Origin of the sequence: Maribacter aquimaris, assembly GCF_014596745.1 — a bacterium.
In the GTDB taxonomy this organism is placed as follows: domain Bacteria; phylum Bacteroidota; class Bacteroidia; order Flavobacteriales; family Flavobacteriaceae; genus Maribacter_A; species Maribacter_A aquimaris.
In genome coordinates this window covers 191,639-211,290 of sequence record NZ_JABTCF010000001.1, presented here as the reverse complement: position 1 = coordinate 211,290, position 19,652 = coordinate 191,639, and the positions used below count along the sequence as shown (strand labels likewise).

The 19,652-nt window shown below is 41.9% G+C and carries 15 protein-coding genes and 1 pseudogene; 6 read left to right on the top strand and 10 right to left on the bottom strand.

Annotated elements, in window-relative coordinates:
- Positions 1–20 precede the first annotated feature (20 nt).
- Positions 21–320, bottom strand: coding sequence for a putative quinol monooxygenase (locus HPE56_RS00915; RefSeq protein WP_188241891.1), 300 nt, complete (start codon positions 318–320; stop codon positions 21–23).
- Positions 321–633: 313 nt separating this feature from the next.
- Between HPE56_RS00915 and HPE56_RS00910 the strand changes: the two genes are divergently transcribed.
- Positions 634–1,518: an AraC family transcriptional regulator gene (locus HPE56_RS00910; protein ID WP_188241890.1), complete on the top strand. Its 885-nt coding sequence runs from the start codon at positions 634–636 to the stop codon at positions 1,516–1,518.
- 72 nt (positions 1,519–1,590) lie between these two features.
- Here HPE56_RS00910 and HPE56_RS00905 read toward each other — a convergent pair whose 3' ends face one another.
- The 4 genes from HPE56_RS00905 to HPE56_RS00890 all read right to left on the bottom strand — a co-directional run bounded on the left by HPE56_RS00905 (position 1,591) and on the right by HPE56_RS00890 (position 5,873).
- Complete coding sequence (locus HPE56_RS00905) at positions 1,591–2,169, bottom strand: DUF4251 domain-containing protein (protein WP_188241889.1); 579 nt, start codon at positions 2,167–2,169, stop codon at positions 1,591–1,593.
- Positions 2,170–2,565: 396 nt separating this feature from the next.
- Positions 2,566–3,636 (bottom strand): adenylate/guanylate cyclase domain-containing protein, encoded by a 1,071-nt coding sequence (locus HPE56_RS00900; protein WP_188241888.1) that lies wholly within the window; start codon positions 3,634–3,636, stop codon positions 2,566–2,568.
- A gap of 152 nt (positions 3,637–3,788) precedes the next feature.
- The gene (locus HPE56_RS00895; protein WP_188241887.1) at positions 3,789–4,826 is read right to left on the bottom strand and encodes a DUF1611 domain-containing protein; all 1,038 of its coding nucleotides are present in this window, start codon (positions 4,824–4,826) and stop codon (positions 3,789–3,791) included.
- A 3-nt stretch (positions 4,827–4,829) separates the two neighbouring features.
- On the bottom strand, positions 4,830–5,873 hold the full coding sequence (locus HPE56_RS00890) for a dipeptide epimerase (RefSeq protein ID WP_188241886.1): 1,044 nt from the start codon (positions 5,871–5,873) through the stop codon (positions 4,830–4,832).
- 258 nt (positions 5,874–6,131) lie between these two features.
- Here HPE56_RS00890 and HPE56_RS00885 point away from each other — a divergent pair, with 258 nt between their 5' ends.
- Positions 6,132–6,719 carry a pseudouridine synthase gene (locus HPE56_RS00885; RefSeq protein WP_188241885.1) on the top strand — a complete coding sequence of 196 codons (588 nt, stop codon included), beginning with the start codon at positions 6,132–6,134 and terminating at the stop codon, positions 6,717–6,719.
- Positions 6,720–6,809: 90 nt separating this feature from the next.
- Entirely contained in the window at positions 6,810–9,002 is a 2,193-nt protein-coding gene (locus tag HPE56_RS00880) for an amino acid permease (protein ID WP_188241884.1), read from the top strand.
- Positions 9,003–9,014: 12 nt separating this feature from the next.
- On the opposite strand, the gene HPE56_RS00875 is transcribed toward HPE56_RS00880, so the two are convergent.
- The 5 genes and pseudogenes from HPE56_RS00875 to HPE56_RS00855 all read right to left on the bottom strand — a co-directional run bounded on the left by HPE56_RS00875 (position 9,015) and on the right by HPE56_RS00855 (position 15,740).
- Entirely contained in the window at positions 9,015–9,707 is a 693-nt protein-coding gene (locus tag HPE56_RS00875) for a 3-keto-disaccharide hydrolase (RefSeq protein WP_188241883.1), read from the bottom strand.
- A gap of 101 nt (positions 9,708–9,808) precedes the next feature.
- A pseudogene (gene feoB / locus HPE56_RS20615) lies at positions 9,809–12,000 on the bottom strand (ferrous iron transport protein B).
- A gap of 3 nt (positions 12,001–12,003) precedes the next feature.
- Positions 12,004–13,023, bottom strand: coding sequence for a metal-dependent transcriptional regulator (locus HPE56_RS00865; protein ID WP_188241882.1), 1,020 nt, complete (start codon positions 13,021–13,023; stop codon positions 12,004–12,006).
- Entirely contained in the window at positions 13,023–13,676 is a 654-nt protein-coding gene (locus HPE56_RS00860) for a metal-dependent transcriptional regulator (RefSeq protein ID WP_188241881.1), read from the bottom strand. Before HPE56_RS00860 ends, HPE56_RS00865 begins: the two co-directional genes overlap by 1 nt.
- Before the next feature lie 165 nt (positions 13,677–13,841).
- A complete protein-coding gene (locus tag HPE56_RS00855) occupies positions 13,842–15,740 on the bottom strand; it encodes a hypothetical protein (protein ID WP_188241880.1) in 1,899 nt (632 codons plus the stop codon).
- Positions 15,741–15,924: 184 nt separating this feature from the next.
- Between HPE56_RS00855 and HPE56_RS00850 the strand changes: the two genes are divergently transcribed.
- From HPE56_RS00850 to nrfD, 3 genes are read left to right on the top strand one after another with little or no spacing between them, the layout of a single operon-like run.
- A complete protein-coding gene (locus HPE56_RS00850) occupies positions 15,925–18,168 on the top strand; it encodes a molybdopterin-containing oxidoreductase family protein (protein ID WP_188241879.1) in 2,244 nt (747 codons plus the stop codon).
- Positions 18,165–18,698 (top strand): 4Fe-4S dicluster domain-containing protein, encoded by a 534-nt coding sequence (locus HPE56_RS00845; RefSeq protein ID WP_188241878.1) that lies wholly within the window; start codon positions 18,165–18,167, stop codon positions 18,696–18,698. The genes HPE56_RS00850 and HPE56_RS00845 overlap by 4 nt, the downstream gene beginning before the upstream one ends.
- 9 nt (positions 18,699–18,707) lie before the next feature.
- A complete protein-coding gene (gene nrfD, locus HPE56_RS00840; RefSeq protein ID WP_188241877.1) occupies positions 18,708–19,649 on the top strand; it encodes an NrfD/PsrC family molybdoenzyme membrane anchor subunit in 942 nt (313 codons plus the stop codon).
- The last annotated feature ends 3 nt before the right edge of the window (positions 19,650–19,652 follow it).

Here is a 19,652-nt window from a genome sequence, read left to right as displayed (position 1 = left end):
CAGGATTGCGTTATTACCGACTAGTTTTCGATTTCTGTCATTTTATGAACTGTAAAATCCTCTAATTTGCCTTCCGTAGCTTTTTGAAATTGCACAAAATGGACGCTTTGGGAATGTTTTTGCAAGTACTCCTGATTTACCCATCGTTCATGGAACAAAAAGAGATTTGGGTTTTCATTGTCCTGATGTAGATCATAGCTGATGTTACCCTCTTCTGCCCTGGTTACGTCCAGTAATTTCAACAATTCAGCCTTTACGGATTCCCTCTGTTCTTCTTTTACCAAAATTCGTGCTACGATGGTTAGGTACGGTTTTTTCATGTCAATATATCGTTTTTATAGGTTTGTGGTTCCCAATAGTTTTGTTGCTATTTCAGTCTTGATATTTAATAGGGTGTAAGTCCAACGTTCCCTGTAAAAGGAGGATTCAAATACCAGATATCGCAAATGCTATCGAGACTCCCGTTCTTGTTTTTCAAAATTTTACGATACAAAGTTACACCAAAATAGATCGACAAGGGATGTATTTAAAAGGGGTAATGATGTATTTTTAAAGGTTTATGGAAGGAATTATTAATGATCTTGAAATGATTTTTATAGTTTAGCCATTCAAAATGATGATAACACCGGAATTATGCAAGTATTAGAAGCTTATAAACCCTTTGAAATACAAGAATTGGAGTTGGAGGAATGGAAGCAACGGGCCGTTAAGAAGAACTTTTTCGAATTGGTTTTGATAAAGGAAGGAAGGGGTTCGCAATGCATAAATTACAATGAATATACCTATGGGAAAGGAAGCATATTTTTGTTGCCCCCACTGAAATGTCATTCCTTCACCATTGACGACCCCACAAAATTCGTCTTTCTGAAGTTTACGGATTCTTTTTTCAAGAATGTGGGCAGAAAAGCGATAGATAGGGATGAATGGTTTAAGGAAGCCTCTTATATATTATCCAATTACAATCAATTGCCCGGTGATATCATTAAAAATGAAATGGATAGACGGTATTTGGAGAACCTCATTGAAATGATATTGCAGGAATCCAGGAATTATGGGGAAGATTCCGTAAGTCTCGTCACAAGTCTAATGACCAGTATTTTGGAGATTCTGATACGGAATATTAAAAAGAGCCACTATTTTGAGGGCATCCAGCGGAAAACAGATGACAGAATAACCCGAATGTTGACCTATATCAATGAGCATATCGATAAACCGGAACTTTTAAAAGTGGAAAATTTGGCAAACACCTTTTTAATGTCGCCTACTTATGTCAGTGAGTACTTTAGAAAACAGGTTCATATGTCACTTCGGGAGTATATCATCAAGGCTAAACTCAAATTGGTCGAAATACGTTTGTTGAATTCAGATTATACCCTTACCGAGATTGCCGATGATTTGGGTTTTACCGATGTGAGTCATTTATCAAAGACTTTTAAGCGGTATGTAGGGACCTCTATCCGTGATTTTAAGAACAAGGGAGAGTATATGCTCTTAAAACGAAATTCCTGTGTTGCTTAAAGACGGGCATCACTAGTCCTAGGTTTAACCGCGAATGTCATTCTTATGGCCTCCAATATTAATTTACCAAGCTCAACTTTTTGGATTTTCCCGGTCCTCAATGGCAATTATATCCCCGTCATACCGAATGGAGTTTCGATATGCGCTGTTTACGAAAACAGTAGCTTTCTTATTGGGGTATAAGGTCATAATGACCTCATAGGATTCCGCTTTCCCCTTGACATCGAATTCAATTTTGAGGTATTGTTTTTTGCTGTTCTCGGTAACTTCATAGGTTGACGGTTTACCCTGGAAATGAATACCGGCATCCTGTGGGTTCAAGGTGCTGACAACCTGTACTTCCCCAAAATAAGAGAGTGAGCCCTTTACGCTATCTTGCATTACTTTTACGAAGTCACCGTTAACATCTATGCGGCCAGCCGTATTTCCGGTGTTTCGCAATAAGGTCGTGGTAACTTGGGTTACCGCTTGGGTCTGCATAGGATGGGCGGTTTTTACATCAATGGTAAATGATTTTGTGGCCACAAGTTCTTTCAAGGCCTCGAACTGTTCGGTTTTATGGGCAATAGCGCCAGCACTTTGGGTACTATTACATGCCCAGAACACTACTGCTGTTAAACCTAAAAATACTAAATGTTTAATTTTTTTCACAGGTCCTATTTTTTAGTTGATCAACTTTTTTACCTATTGCCTAAGTATTATTCCCACGGGTATTCCCATATATGGAAAGCTTTGCCTTATAGACCTTTACTACCCTTAATTTACGGTATTTTCCATATTTGTACTCTCAAAAATCTGTTAATTCTTTGATAGGGGAAATCGAGGGGTATGTATCAAGGGGTATCAGGATTCAACCGTATATAAAGGAGAAAACCTTTCCATTGTTATACCGCCAATAAAGTTGTTGCCATTTCCCTCCTTATTGGATTATAAGTTGTAAGGAATTTGTTTTGTTTACGACTTAGAATATATACAATTTGCTATGAGAAAGAAATGATTCAATAAATTGTATTAAGTTTAGTGATTGGTTGGTGGAAAGCCCGGGTTTTACCTGGGCTTTTTTGATTTAGGGATAGCTTGGGTTACTCCAAAGACTACGACTTCCTTTTCTTTTCCCTTTAGAGGGATACTTCCCATATTTTCAAAGTTAAAACCGGTCGTGTCCAATTGGTCTTTTAATTGTTGGGATACCAATAGGTCTTGATTCAATGCATTGCATTTGCCTTGGATTCGGGAGGTGGTGTTGATCGTGTCCCCATGGTAGGCAATTTCCTTTTTGTATTTACCCACCTCCGTTACCGTGATCTTACCGGAATGGAGACCGGCTTTAAAGAAAGGAAGGCAGTTGTAATTGGCTTGGTAATAGTCCTTCTTCTTGTGGATTTTGTTTTTAAAGGAAAAGAAGGCGTTAAGGCAATTTTGATGGCGCAGTCCCTTTTTTAAAATCCAAGAGAGGACCACCTCGTCACCAACATATTGATAAATCTCAGCCTCATTCTCAATGACGACCCCCAAATCGTTAAAACAATCCTGGATCATACGACTATAGGCAATATGTCCGAGTTTTTCTGCATGCTCTGTAGAGGATTGTAGGTCCAAGAACATAAATATCCGTTCCTCTTCCCTTGGTTTATAAAATTTCCCCATCAACAATTTCGACAGATTGTTTTCACCCAACATTAAATTGACTTGTCGTACGAGTAGCATTAAACTATCTACGGTAAGGATATAGAAATATATTGGAATACTTCCTGGCTCAAAGGCAAAGGCCAAAAATCCTTTGGCTTCCCCAAAAAATTGGGTTACCATGACATAGACCATAAAGTTAAGGAATAACAAGAAAATGATGGCATAGAGTAATCGAAACCCAACCAACCTGTATATTGAGACCCTTTGATTGTAGCGATGTTCGGCAAGGTTCTGTACAAAGCCGGAAATACTTCCAAAAATGGGACCGAATATAAAAGAAGCCAATAAGGCTTCCTTGAATTCAAAATGTATGGAGCTTACCTCAATGGTTCCTATACCACGAACAATGACAAGAAACAGGAAAGCAAGCGTCCAACCGATCATATAATCCCTTATAATTATCCACCTTCTTTTGGTTCTTATGTTCATAGCTATTTATCGGAACGAATATCGAAGTTACGTATAAGTCTTGGTATGGGACACCTATATATAATCCAATAGGGTTTGGCATCTTGATTTTGTATGCTTAACATCTTTATGATATAGACTTAACTTTTGTGCTTCCTTTTTTTAATTCAACATTAAATTAATGTACGTCCTATTTTTTCTGCCCCGAAGCGGACAACATCGGTTACCGGCAAACCGGTTTCTTTCTCTATCTTTTCAATAACCTGAAGCGCTTCACTTTCACTGAGTTTACTTGTGTTTACTGCAATTCCGACCGTTTTTGCCTTGGGAAAGGTTCCACAGGCATGGGCTACCGCCTCAAATAATTTGATAACCTCGTTAAAAGGGGGAATCTTTATTTCCTTTACATCCCTTAACGTTGTCATTTCGCCTCTATGGCACAAAATAAGATGTGTTGGACAGCTACCCCGCAATAAAGGTAAGGTTGCAGTGCTCCCTGGGTGTAATAAAGAGCCTTGGCCCTCTATAAAAACGATGTCCTTGTCCTTGGCTCCTAGAACCATGTGTTCAACGGCACCGCAAGCTTGATCTACCTTTATGGCATCCAATGGGATTCCTTTTCCTGTGACGGTTATCCCAATCTGGCCCGTAGCAAGAAAATCGGTGGATATACCTTGTTCTTTTATCCATTTGTAAACTTCCAGTCCTGCCGTCATTTTTCCAACGGCCATATCGGTACCGATCATAAGCACCCGTTTGTTTTTCAAGGAGCTTGCCCTTGCCCTGGCGATGGCATAGTCGGTTACAGGCTTGCGTACATCCCAAATAACCTGTTCGGGCTTATCGGCATTCAAAAGATGGGCAAAACGATCACCAAGAAGGTCGTGCAAACCATTTACAAGTGACATTCCCAATGTCAACGCCTTCTCAACATCCGTAACCCAGGTATCGGGCAACTTGCCTCCTGTAGGGGCCAATCCTAAAACCATGACTTCCGCCCCCATGTCAATAGCTTCCTCAACCGAAGAAACGATAAGGATATTAAAGGGTTGGTCAATAACTTCACTTACTTTTTTCCCTGAATAATCAGAATCGATGACACAAACGATAGGGTTTTCTGAATAACGCATAACCCCATACCCCATCTTGGCATAAATGGAATCCAAATTCCCTTCCATATAAATAGCCAATTTCTTTTCTTTTCCTATCATAATCTAAAATTCTTCTTTTAAAATAGCCCCATGTCCGTAGCGTTCTGTTGGCATAATCACCCCATCTATCAATTGTGCACCTGAAAAAGGATCGGGATCCAAATTAAGGTGGGAATCCAAATCCACGTGATCCAAAAGTCCGGTTATTGCCGCTGCTGCGGATATGGAAAGGGAGGATTCCCCCATGCAGCCTATCATGGTCTTAAGATGAAAGGCTTTAGCTGTGGCTATGATTCTCAGGGCTTCCGTTAGACCACCGCATTTCATCAGCTTTAAATTTACACCATCGACCGAATTGGCCCATCGGGGAATGTCGGTTGAAAAACAGCAGGACTCATCTACAAAAATAGGTAGTGGTCTGTTTTTGAAAATAAAAGGAAGGTCTTCTTCCCTCCCATGAACCAAAGGTTGTTCTACATAATCGGTCCCTAAATCGGCCAACCATTTCATCATGAGAATGGATTGGTCAACATCCCAACCCCCATTGGCATCTACGCGTAACCCTACATTATAATTTTTTGTGCTTTCCACAACTTGGGAAAACATGGCTTTGTCGGCTTCAATGCCATCTTTTGATCCCAATTTAACTTTTAAAAAGCGCACCCCGGTTCCTTCCAATAATAATGGAATTCGTTCTTTGACCACTTCAGGCGGATTAATTCCTATGGTTACCGAAGTAGCTACTTTGGGCAAGGGAATGCCGAATAACTGGTACAATGGCAGTTTTGCCGTCTTGGCCAATTGGTCCCATAAGGCAATGTCCAAGGCTGCTAAAACACACAAAGGCAGATTGAATTCCCTGCCTTTTTTATAAATTTCGGTTATCGATAGTTGATTGATTCCGGTATTGAAAAACTGCTCAAGTAACCGTTGACCGTCTTCCGCCGATTCATTTCCTAGGGTCGATGAAGGTGCCATTTCGCCCCATCCGGTAACACCGTTCTTGGTAACCCCTACAAAAAGGTTGTCGGATCCCGTAACCAATCCCCGACTAATACGCAGTGGGAATCTTTTTTTTAGGTGAATTGTTTTGAATGTAAGTTTCATTTCTTGAATGGTATCTGATTTATTTTATTCAGCAGCAATTTTTAATATGGTGATATGTATTTAGAGTCTTATGTTGTCACTTATATGTAAATATATATTGGTTTTAAGGAGATTACTTTCCCAGTTGATGCTTGCGCCTTGACCGCTGAGGTAATAAAGGTTGAAATTACAATATGAAACCTCAGTTTTCCAAATAAATAACCTAAGATTTAACTTATAAGGTCATGATATAACAACCTTTGTTATTTTTGTAATTACATGCCTATAAAACAACACCAATATTTTAAGCTTTATAAACCTTTCGGGATGCTCAGCCAATTATCCTCCAATGAGGATCGGCAGATTCGGAAGAAGCGATTTTTAGGTGAATTGTATGATTTTCCAGAAGGAACAATGCCCATTGGAAGGCTTGATGAGAAATCCGAGGGATTATTACTGATGACCACTGATGGAAAACTGAGCGATACCATTAACCGCTCAGGGATAGAAAAGGAATATTATGCACTATTGGATGGTGAAATAAATGAGGATGCCATTGAAATATTACAAAAAGGTGTTGAAATCGGGTTTGAAGGAAAAAGATATTCAACAAAACCATGTGAAGTAAAAACGCTTGCGGTACCTCAATTTTTGCCAGATGCCAGTAAAAAAATCCGAATTGGTAGGCATCGCCCCAATTCGTGGATCAGTATAACCGTAACCGAAGGCAAGTTTCGCCAGATACGCAAGATGACCGCTGCCGTAGGCTTTCCAACCTTACGTTTGGTTCGGGTGCGGATAGGTAAAGTCACGCTGGATAATATGGAGTCAGGTTCGGTGCATCCGGTAGACGATTTACTGGGGTAATCTATCATCGCACCCATAGATTCGATGTGTCGCTCTAAGCCAAAGAATTATTGTTTTTTTCAATTTATTTTTTACTAGCTTTAGTAAAAGATGAAAGCAGTAGAAAAAGACATCAAAAAGTTTGGCACGTTCGGTGGGGTTTTCACTCCTACCCTTCTTACTATCCTAGGGGTTATCATGTACCTACGTTTGGGTTGGGTGGTTGGTAATGCCGGTTTACTGGGGGCTTGGCTGATTATTATCGTTTCTTTCCTCATTACGTTATGTACAGCTTTATCGATGTCTGCAATTACAACGAACATTCGTATTGGTGCTGGGGGCGCCTATGCCATTATTTCCCAATCGCTTGGTCTCGAGGTGGGTGGTAGCCTTGGTATACCCAGGTATATATCCCAAGGATTGGCGGTTACCATGTACATTTTTGGTTTTAGGGAGGGGTGGTTGACCATCTTCCCGGGACATGAACCTTTTTTAGTGGATATTCTTGTTTTTGGGGTGCTATTGACTATCGCCTATATAAGTGCCGACCTTGCCATAAAAACACAGTTTTTTATCATGGTCATTATAATTCTGTCATTGTTTTCCATAGTATTGGCCGCATATTATGGTTCAATGTATATTCCAGTTGAAGATGCCATACGTTGGGGAACCTTCAAGGGGTCAATCGAAAACGGATTCACAGGTAGTGATTTCTGGCTGGTTTTCGCTGTGTTCTTTCCTGCCGCCACAGGTATAATGGCAGGCGCGAATATGTCTGGTGAGTTGGCAAACCCCAAGAAGAGCATTCCGCAAGGTACACTTTGGGCCATTGGGGTCAGTTTCCTGATTTATATGGTGTTAGCGTATTGGTTGGCCCGTACGGCTACAGAACAAGAATTGATCTCAAATTATAACATCATAGTTGAGAAGTCTTATGTTGGGCCGTTGATAGTAGCGGGTATTCTTGGTGCCACTTTTTCCTCCGCATTGGCGTCCCTTGTAGGTTCTTCTCGAATACTTTTTGCAATGGGTGAACACCGGGTATTGCCTTATGGCGATTTTCTTTCGGGCAAAAGCACTAACGGCCAGCCAAGAAATGCAATGGTCGTTACGGGGGTCATCATTTTTGCAACCATGCTTTTACGGGACCTTAATGCTATAGCTCCGTTGGTCACCCTATTCTTTCTGATTACGTATGCCATGATCAATATTGTTGTGATCATAGAACAGCGCCTTGGTCTCATAAGTTATCGACCGATATTCAAAGTCTATAAATGGATACCATGGTTGGGGCTTTCATCCTCTGTTTTGGCCATGTTCATTATTAATCCAACCATTAGCCTTGTTTCCATTAGTATCGTGTTTGTGGTGTATTGGTTTTTGGCCCGGCAGAATTTGGAAACCCCTTTTGAGGATGTCCGATCAGGGTTGTTCGTTTCTTTTGCGGAATGGGCGGCAAAGCATACTTGGGGCATGAAAAGTATGCAACAACGGGCGTGGAAACCGAATCTAATGGTTCCCATCCGCGATATCCATGGTGCAAAGGGCAATTTCCAGTTTTTAAGGAATATTGCCAAACCAAAAGGTTCCATTAAGCTTCTTGGTATTGAGCCCTTTTCGGAAAAAACCGGGTTTAGGGATGAGTTGGCCAATCTATCGGAGTCATTCCGGAAGAAAGGGGTGTTTTCTTCATGGACGGTTATTCACAGTGATGATTTTGCACAGGGCGTAAATTACGGTAACCAAGCCTTACAAGGTGCATTTTTCAAACCCAATATCGTATTTCTTAATCTGCAGGAACACGACGATTACGAAACGGAATTACGACCTGTTATCAAGGAGTGTATACGGTTGGAGATTGGGGTATTACTATATCTGTCGCACCCTATGGCCCAATTGGGCCAACGGAATATGATCAATGTTTGGGTAAGGGACAGGAAGGATAATTGGGATTTGGGTTGGGATATAGGAAACTTGGACCTGTCTATTTTAGTGGCGTATAAATTAAAAAAGAATTGGGATGCCAATATTAGATTGATTATTGTGATCGATGAAGAAGGGGAAAAGGAAAATGCCCAACAATTTTTATTAACGCTGATAAACCTTGCCCGATTGCCAGAGACCTTGACCGAGGTGTATGTCGGTAGTTTTAAGGAAATAGTGGAGAAATCACCGGTAGCTGACTTAAATATTTTTGGGATGGAAGGCAATCTGCAATTTGAATTTGTCAAGGAGATCAGTGCAAAAACAGGGAGTTCCTGCCTTTTTGTAAAGGACTCGGGCCATGAGAGTATCTTGGCATAATACTAGAGGGACTTATTTGCTTAATGTTGTAATCGGGGTCAGATTCACGGTACGGAATTCCACTTCTGAACCTTCTGCCTGTAAGGCTATTTGTCCCGTACTGGCCGTGGCATTATAGCCATGATTGACCAGTTCGTCATTGACCCACACTTTGATTTCGTTTTTTAAACATTCAATCCGCATATGGTTCCATTCCCCTAATGGCTTTTCAGAACCATCGGTCAAATTGGGGATCCTGCGTTTTTTCCCTTCTGTAATGCCCCATTCTTTTTTCGGGCCTCTGCGCTCTTCCATATGGGGCACCTCGATATTCTCAACGATACACCAAAAATCACCTGCATTTTTGTGCTTCATCTGTACCTCTATCGATTTTGGGAACATCCTGTACAACGACCTTGGTGTAGAGGCAAATACCAAAACCCCACAATTACCGGGTTTTCCGGAAAATCGATATTCGATATCCAACCGAAAATCATGGTATTTCGTATCCGTGATCAAATGACCTTGTGGTTCCCCAAGACTTACAAGCATTCCGTTGCGTATGATAAACGGATTGATCGCCTCGGGAATGCTGTCCATTGCCGGTACATCGATATGCCAGCCCTCAAGATCTTTACCATTGAAAAGGCCAATGGTTGTTTGTGATGTACCATTCCATGTGACCGTCGCAAAGAAAAGGATTGTAAATAGATTTCTGATAACCATGTGTTTTTAAAGGTTCAATATACCTATTTAATCCTTATTGATAATTGGTCGCTAAGGTTTTTATGGATAAGCACCATTTTGTTCTTTACTTCGGGGAAATACTAAGCGAACAACCTCCATACTTGGGCTACAAGAAATGTTACCACGAAGCCTAAAATCACAGGTAAAATGGAAGCTACAACCGTCCATTTCACACTTTTGGTTTCCTTATAAATGGTATAGATCGTTGTACTGCAGGGGTTGTGCAACAAGCTGAACAACATGAGGTTGACGGCTGTCAATAACGTCCATCCCCCAGCTCTAAGGATTTCACCGGTCGCATTGGCCGAGTCCAATTCGAACATCACGCCAGCCCCTGCCCCACCTGAGATTCCGGTAACCAAGACCGTAAGCATCAAGATGGTGGGTATCACGATTTCATTGGCAGGAATCGCGACGATATAAGCCACTAGGATCACCCCATTCAAACCAAAAAGGAATGCAAATCCGTCAAAGGAATCAATCATCCAAGCTGCAATACTTAAATCCCCGACATGGATATTGGAAATAAGCCAAATTACAGCACCCGCGGGGGCAGCAAAAACGATGGCTCGCCAAAGAACGATAAGCGTTCTATCAATGATCGAGGTGTAAATCGTTTTCCAGAACCTTGGTGGGCGATATGGCGGTAATTCAAGGTTGAATGTAGAGACCTCTCCCTTTAACACGGTTTTTGATAACGCCCATGAGGTCAGGAACATAAAACAAATACCGAGTACGGCGACACCAATAACAGCCCCTAGGGAAGCAATACCCGCAAAGGAAGCCGGTACGGTAGCACCTATAAATATGGTGGCAATCAAGATTTGGGTAGGCCAACGCCCGTTACAGAGCGAAAAATTGTTCGTGATAATGGCGATCAAACGTTCCCGTGGACTATCGATGATCCGCGTTGCAACGACACCGGCGGCATTACAACCAAAACCCATACTCATGGTAAGGGCCTGTTTGCCATGGGCTCCCGATAATTTGAATAAATGGTCTAGATTAAAAGCGACCCGTGGTAGGTAACCGAAATCCTCCAGAAGCGTAAACAATGGGAAAAATATGGCCATTGGGGGCAACATCACTGCAATGACCCAAGCTACAGCCATATAAACACCGTCAATTAAAAAACCATCGAGCCACCAAGGTAAACCTAAGGCCGATGCATATCCCTTCAATGCCGGATGAATGGTATTTAAAAGCAATTCCGCCAGCATTGAGGAAGGGTAATTGGCACCAACAATGGTCAACCAAAGTACGACCGCCAAAATAAGGAACATTAAGGGGAACCCCCATGTTTTACTGGTGATGATCTTATCGATTTTGGCATCTAATCGCAATCTATTGTCGCCATTCGGCTTGTGAACGGATACCTTTACGATTTCGGCTGCATCGGCGTATATACCCTCAGCAAGGTTATCATGGAATTCGTCACCGATTTGCCAACGAAGATCATTGGAGAGGGCTATGATATTGTCTATATTCTTTTGCTTCATGAGATATATTCTTCAAATTCACCGGTTTGGAGTAAATTAATGATGTGTTGGTCACCTTCCAAAAGGCGAAAGGCAATCCAACGACTGTTAGGCATATCGGGATATTCCTTAAGGATTTCCACACTTAAATCCTCAACAGCTTTTTCAATATTTTTTGGGATATTCTTAATGCGATGGGGTTTGCAAACGATCGTACCATTGGCAACCTCACTGATGGTCTGTATCAATTCAGGGATTCCCTCATTGTATCGAGCACTTGCGGGAACCACAGGAATGCCGAGGTCGCGCGCTAACGTACGCGTGTTTATCTCTATATCGTTACGTTTGGCCTCATCCATTAGGTTTAGGCATAGCACCGCCCGATCGGTAATTTCCAATATCTGTAAAACCAAGTTCAGATTTCTTTCCAATCTACTGGCGTCCACTACGATTACCGTAACTGTAGGTTTCCCAAAAAGAATGAAGTTTCGGGCTACTTCCTCATCTTCGGAAGTCGATAATAAGGAATAGGTGCCCGGCAAATCCACCAGTTTGTATTTTTCATTATTGTATTCAAATCCACCTTCTGCCCTGGTTACCGTTTTACCGGGCCAGTTTCCCGTATGTTGACGCAAACCGGTAAGGGCATTGAAAACGGTACTTTTACCTGTATTCGGATTTCCGGCCAACGCAATAACATGGTCAAAAGAGGAGGTGTCCACCCCTAATTTTTTTAATCCGGCCGCATTGAAATGCGCACAGCTATCACATGCACTTTTAGGTTTAACTTCCATGACCTATTTTTTAATTAAAATTTTAGATGCCTGATCGTTTCTCAAGGCAATACTTGTTCCTTTTATCAAATAAGCTTTGGGCTCACCCAATGGGTTTAAAAGATCAATACTTACATTGGCTCCCTTTACAAATCCAAGGTCCAATAACCGTCTTCTACTTTCTCCCCTAATTTCCTTTGAAATACCGATAATTTTTGCTTTTTCATTCTCCTTTAGGATATTGAGCCTTAAAATATCTTCCTCATAGGAAATATTTTTTTCCAAAATGGAAACCGTAATATTACCCGCCATAATCGGTGCCAACTTAAAAGCCTCCCCTTCGGAATGGAAAACAATCCGTTCCGGGGATTTTTCAACGACCCGTATAATGGAGCCTATATGGATGTTTTCGGCCATTATCTGTTTGTAAATGATATCGGGTTTGTCTTTTATATGGATTATCCTTCCAATAGTATGCGTCTTTAATTCGGATACGGGAACCCCCTTTAATTCAGCCATTTTACCGGTTATGGTGGGTATGGGATCCCCATGCGGGTCAAATTGTGGATTGCCCAGTTTATGGGCCAAGAGGTTGGTTTCATCCATAGATAACTCATGCTCTTTTCTTTCGGCCCGTTGATGCCATTCGGTCTTGTTAAAACCGGTTTTATCGGCTAGATATCTTTCCCATAATCTATGCGCCCTTATAATCCGCAAGGCATAATCGCTGCCCGATTTCGTCAATTTCACAACATCGCCTGAAATGCGTACCAATCCTAAGGTGGCCATATTATCGATACTATCAATGACCATTTTGTCACTTTGTTTCAGTGTGCGTACAATATCATTGATATTCAGATATTTGCCTGCATTTTCATTGTGGTATAATCGTTTAAGGATATCTTCGACAATTATTTTATCGGTGGACTGGGATCCTTTGTTGATCAACCAGAACCAGCCGTTATTAGGCCTGAAAAACAGAAAGCCCAATAGGCAAATACCCAAGAATACCAAAAGTGCCAAAAGTGGATCGTATGTGTTCATTAGCTTTTTATATAGAGGTTTTTAGCAACATTTCCGGAGATTGTGATTTGTTGTGCATTGTTATCGATTGTCACAGAATTATCAAAGGGTTCTATTTCCACTATTTTAATGGTATCCCCAATGGTAATATTGATCTTGTTCAAATATTTCAAAAAACTATCCGAGGCATCCTTTACCCCAACTACAATCCCTTCTTGGTCTACTTTCAACTCCGCGAGTATAATGCTCTCCGAAGCAACGATTTTACCGTTTGTGTTGGGTATGGGATGGCCATGGGGATCATGGGAAGGATATTCCAGGAAAGCATCGAGTCTATCGGTCAATGTTTTCGATTGAATATGTTCCAATTGTTCTGCGATGTCATGTACCTCATCCCAACTAAAACCAAGCTTGTCCACCAAGAAGGTTTCCCATAAACGATGTTTTCGCACAATGACCATCGCCCTGGTTTCCCCTTTTTTAGAGAGTCTGGCCCCTTTGTATTTTGTGTAGTCCACCAATCCTTTATTGGCAAGTTTCTGAAGCATATCGGTCGCGGAAGATGCCTTGGTCCTCATTTTTTTTGCTATCGAATTGGTACTCACCAGTTTCTGGGTTTCTTCGCCCAATGCATAGATCTCCTTTAAATAATTTTCCTCGGCCTGGGATAACATGACAATAATTTTTAGCAAAAATATAAAATATTTTTAGTCTAATCTAAAAAATAAGGCATAACCATAGGGTTATCAGTAGGAATACTTCCGAGACCACCGTTAGATGATGAATATTAAAATCATATAGTTAAGAAAGAAGAGCTCCTCGAAGTGTTTTTTACATTATTAAGGATTGTTCGGTCGTATGCAACGCGCATCCATATTATCGAGGAGATACTGGAAATTCCCCAGACTTTGCCGCATTACCTTGGAATTATCGGAGTGGCATTGTAAACAAGCCCCGACCAATAGCATCCGTTTTTGTTCCTTGATGGACAAGGGTCTAAAATCGGTCCGGGTGGTATTGACCTTATCTTGATTCCGGGAATTCATAAAACCAATCCAAGCATCTTCGGGTAAATTATCATTGGGATTCATGGCATATTCCGGTGTAAATTCCCATTGACCCTTGCCTGTCGATGTGTTATATATCAATTTCCCATTTCCATAGCCTAAGGCTGTGGGGTTTGAATGGCACGATTTACAGTCCCTGACGGACTTTGTGGTTGTATGTGGCGAATTTGGGGCATATAGGCGATGAAAGGAAACATCCTCCCCTGCCCGATCCGATTCGAAACTCCCCTTATCAAGGGTCATGATCATTCCAGGGATGGCTGGCTCGTACCTTTTACCATCCTCGGATTCCCTAACCCCCAATGTGGGGTATGAAGTCAAAAATTCCGCGACATGCTCTACCCATTGCCCGGTGACATTTGTTTTATCGAGCAAGTCAAATCCGTTAGGGTCTTTTTTATCAAATACATTATGACAACCAATACATTTGTTGGTCCAGGACGAATGACATGTAGCGCAACTGACATTCTTGTGGGCACTATCCCGTGAACAGCTTTCAGATTGCGGTTTTATCTTATGGAGCCTACCATCTTTTTTGCCGACCAAATAGGCTTGGTCACCCTCCATATACGAATTAACCAAAGGGTGACCGTCATTTTCGGCTACCAGTATGGGTTTATCGGTATGGGTGTATTTCCTGTGCATAAAAACCAGTAGGGATTCTTGATCAAGGGAATCATAGGGGATTGTTTGTGGTTTTTCCTTATAATGACAATCGGAACACTTCAAGGTAACCGCTTGTTCCTCATGGGCATAGGATATGCCATTACCCATTACTTCATGGCTGGAATGACAATCAACACATAGCATATTGTTGGTATGGTGTACATCGGCCTCCTTTTTGGCATAAACCCTCAAATCTTCCATAACCCGATAATTCGGTTTATTTTGGACATCCTCTTCATCCAATAGGGTTTCTTGCCAACCTTCATAATTGGTTGATATTCGACTGGATCGACTATGGCATCCAAAGCAGTGAAGGTCATTCACGAAGATGTCGGCAGAGGGATGGGTCTTTGGAATCGTTTTATTATTGGAATCGAGATATTGGGTCAATTCGTTATGGGCCTCCTTGGTATAGTTCAAATGACACGCGATACAGCCACCACCACGACTCAATTGGGTAATTTTCCCGAACTCCGTTTTGTCTGCCCCCAAATGACAATTGGCACATAGGTCCCGCAAGTGTTTTTCAGAGGCGGTATGCTTTATATCTTTTATATGGTAATGGTCATTAGGGGTTTCAGCTTCGCCAAAAATATATTTATCCACGGCCACGATACCACTATTCGTTGTCATTAGGGAGACCTTTATTTTTGACAATTCATTCGGATGGCATTTTCCACAGGTTTCGGAGGCGTTACTGAGGTTACCGGGGATAAGTACCATTCCCTCATGTGATTTGTTCTTGTCCGATTCCTTCCCATTACCCAGATGGCAACTCATACAACCTATGAATTCAGGATTGTGATAATCAGAAAAACCACTCGTATTGGAGTGGCATTGCAGACAACTCTCTGAAGTAGGTGAGATATCAACATACTCTGAAGGTGCCGCACTCCCTATGTTTCCAAAGCCCCAATATTTTATGAAAATTAGGGCACCCAACACCATCAAGATCAATAATGCAACGGCAACTTTTTTTATATTCCCAAATGCATTCTTCTTCATAAACCTTTGGTTTTCCTTATCAAAATTACAATTTAAATCAGTTTTAAAAGGGATTCCTGTGTAACATTTGTTACACTTAACTTACTGAAAACATGATAATTATCATTATTTAAAGCTATAGAGGTGTGTAAATTTACATTCCTACGCATGCAATATTGCACTTTAGAATTTGATTAAAAAGTCTATGGGTACGTCAAGAAGAAAATTTATTAAGATTTCCGCATTAGGTTTTGGAGGTGTAGCTGTTGCGGCTACGTCATTGGAATCCATGGGTGTAAATTCCTATTTAGAGGGATTTGCATTGGAGGATTCCCTTGAAAAATTAAGACAGACTGCAACCTATTGTGAGGTATGCTTTTGGAAATGTGCCGGATGGGTGCATGCTGACAGTAAGGGTACCATTCATAAAATCATAGGTAACGATATTGACCCCCATTGCAACGGAAGGCTATGTCCCCGCGGAACTGGTGGTGTTGGTATGTATACCGACAACGATCGTTTAAGGAAACCCTTAGTGCGAAAGGTTATCGATGGTGAGGAAACTTTTGTGGAAACGGATTGGGATGAGGCATTGACCTTGATCGCAACAAAAATGAAGGGGATAAAGAAAGAATACGGTGCTGAGAGTTTAGGATTACTGAAACATGGATCCCCAGGCTCCCATTTTGAACATTTATTCAAGGCTTTCGGCTCTGAAAGTATAGCGGAGCCGGCATATGCACAGTGTCGCGGGCCAAGGGAGGCAGGCTTTAGCCTAACTTTTGGGTCATGGGTGGGTTCACCGGAACCAACCGATATACGGGACACGAAATGTCTGGTATTGATAGGGTCTCATATTGGTGAGAACATGCATAATACCCAAGTACAGGAAATGTCAGATGCCATTGATCGTGGTGCTACCATTATCACGGTGGATCCGCGACTTTCAACGGCAGCAAGTAAGTCGCAACATTGGTTGGCCATCAAGCCTTCTACCGATATTGCCTTATTGCTCGCCTGGATGAATGTCATAATAAACGAGAATTTATATGATAAGGAATATGTGGATAGGTATACCCTGGGATTTGAGGAGTTAAAAGACCACGTACAGGAGTACACTCCAGAATGGGCCTATGGTGTTACCACAATAAAGCCTGAGGAAATCAGAAAAACGGCACGGATTATGGCCGCAGCCGCCCCTGCAACCATAATACATCCAGGACGCCATGTGACTTGGTATGGGGACGATACCCAACGGGCAAGGGCTATGGCCATATTGAATGGACTATTAGGTTCTTGGGGCCGTAGGGGCGGATTCTACTTCAAGGAGAAAATAAGTATTCCGAAGTTTCCCCATCCCCCCTATCCTACCCCAAAATGGGGTTGGCAAGAAATTGGTGAAAAATATCCTTTTGCAGAAATGGGCATTACCAATGAGCTCATAAGGGCCTCTTTACCTTCAGAGGAGAATGCATACCCTATAAAGGCATGGTTGGTGGCCGGCACCAATTTGAACAATTCCATTCCGAACAAAAAGTTATTGGAAGAGGCTATCAATGCGTTGGATTTTATGGTGGTCGTAGATACCATGCCTATGGAGATCACTGGGTATGCCGATGTGGTTTTGCCCGAATGTACCTATTTGGAACGTTATGATGGCATTCGATCAGCCACCAATCGGGAACCCTCCATTGCCTTGCGAATGCCCGCGGTTCCACCAAGATTCGATTCGAAACCGGCTTGGTGGATTGCCAAACAATTGGGGGAAAAACTGGGCCTGCACGACTATTTTAAATATGATGATTATAAAGAAGTCATTGCTTGGCAATTGAAACAAATGGGAACCTCCTTGGAGGAAATGGAAAAAATAGGGGTGAAAAAATTCCCAAGAAAGTCTGGCCCTATGTATTTGGAAGAAGGACAGGATTATGAATTCTATACCGATAGTGGTAAAATAGAGTTCTACTCGGCAGCTTTGGAAAGAGAGGGATTTAACCCTATGCCCAAGTATACGAAACACCCAGAGCCTGCACCGGGATACTATCGATTGAATTATGGTAGATCACCCATGCATACCTTCAGTAGAACGGTAAACAACCCCAATCTCAACGATTTAAAGAGTGAGAACGACCTGTGGGTCAATCCAAAGGTGGCTCGAATACTTGGTTTGAAGAAAGGACAATACGTTTGGCTAGAGAATCAGGATGGGGTCCAATCCTCATTTCCTATTCGGGTTCGTGTTACCGAGAGGATCCGATGGGATTCCGTATATATGGTCCATGGTTTTGGGCATAACAACAAAAAATTGGGTCGTGCACATGGCAAGGGCGCCAGTGATACACAATTGATCAGTCAAGTGGCCATTGATCCCATTATGGGAGGAACAGGAATGCGTGGAAACTTTGTTAAGATACTCACTGAAAATCCATCTAAAACTGTAGAAGTATGAGATATGCCATGGTCATCGACACCAAAAAGTGTGTAGGTTGCAGTGACTGCGTAGTTGCGTGTCAAACCGAGAACAATGTTCCTATTGGGTATTGCAGGGACTGGATTACTGAACGGGTTGAAGGAGCCTATCCCATTCTTGAGTTGGAATTGCGATCCGAGCGGTGCAATCATTGTGAGAATGCACCCTGTGTACGCTGCTGCCCTACAGGTGCAAGCCATATTATTGAAGGAGGAATCGTTTTGGTGACCCCCGATGAATGTATTGGTTGTGGCGCATGTATAGAATCATGTCCTTATGATGCAAGATACCAACATCCTGATGGTTATGTTGACAAGTGTACTTTTTGCCATCATAGGCTCGAGAAAGGCCAACTTCCAGCCTGTGTTTCGGTTTGTCCTACCAAATGCATGTATTTTGGGGATTTGGATAACCCGAACAGTGAAGTGTCGCAATTGCTCAAAGCCAGAAAGCATAAAACCTTGGCGCCGGAAGCGGGTACAAAACCCCATGTTTATTATTTAATATAAACCCTTACAATGGAAGAAGAACTATTCACCAGTGGTAGAAACCTACCGAACATCGACCCATCGTTGCAAATATGGCACTGGCCGATTTCAGTTTATCTGTTTTTAGGGGGCTTGGCAGCCGGACTCTTATTTTTTGCAGCGGTATTTACCGTTATTAAAAAAGAAGAGGAAACCCCGGCCACGGTCAAGTATGCCGTTATGATAGCACCTATAGCCTTGGTACTTGGGCTATTGGCCTTGTTTTATGACCTTACCCATAAAATATTTTTTTGGCAGTTGTATACAACCGTTAGGATTGAATCCCCCATGTCCTGGGGAGCTTGGGTATTGCTTATTATTACCCCTTTATCCATGCTTTGGGTTTTTAGTTATTGGAAGGAGGTTTTCCCTAAAATGGATTTGAAATTCGGGTTTTTGAAAAAATTCCAAGCCTTTGTGGTCAAAAATCGAATGAATATGGCGTATGTATTGATTCCCCTTTCCATAGTACTTGGGATATATACCGGGATACTGCTATCGGCCTTTAATGCACGCCCATTATGGAACAACGCCATTTTAGGTCCCCTGTTCTTGGTATCAGGACTTTCGACGGCAGCGGCTACCATTATTCTTTTTTCAAAATCGAAAAGTGAAAGAAGCCTTTTCAGTAAGATTGATATTGTCCTTATTGTTATAGAATTGGCCCTTATCGTACATATGATCATGGGATATTGGGCAGGTTCTGAAGTGCAATTGGAAGCCATGCAACTCTTGACCAATGGCGAATTTACCGTTATGTTCTTTGTTTTTGTGGTTATTCTCGGTTTGCTGTTGCCCGGACTTTTGGAAATTTTGGAGTTGAAAGGTTATAAGGTTCCCGTTGTGGTCCCCGCCATTCTCATCCTCATAGGTGGACTGGTATTCCGATTTGTTATGGTGGAAGCGGGACAATTAACACGTTATCTATATTAATAA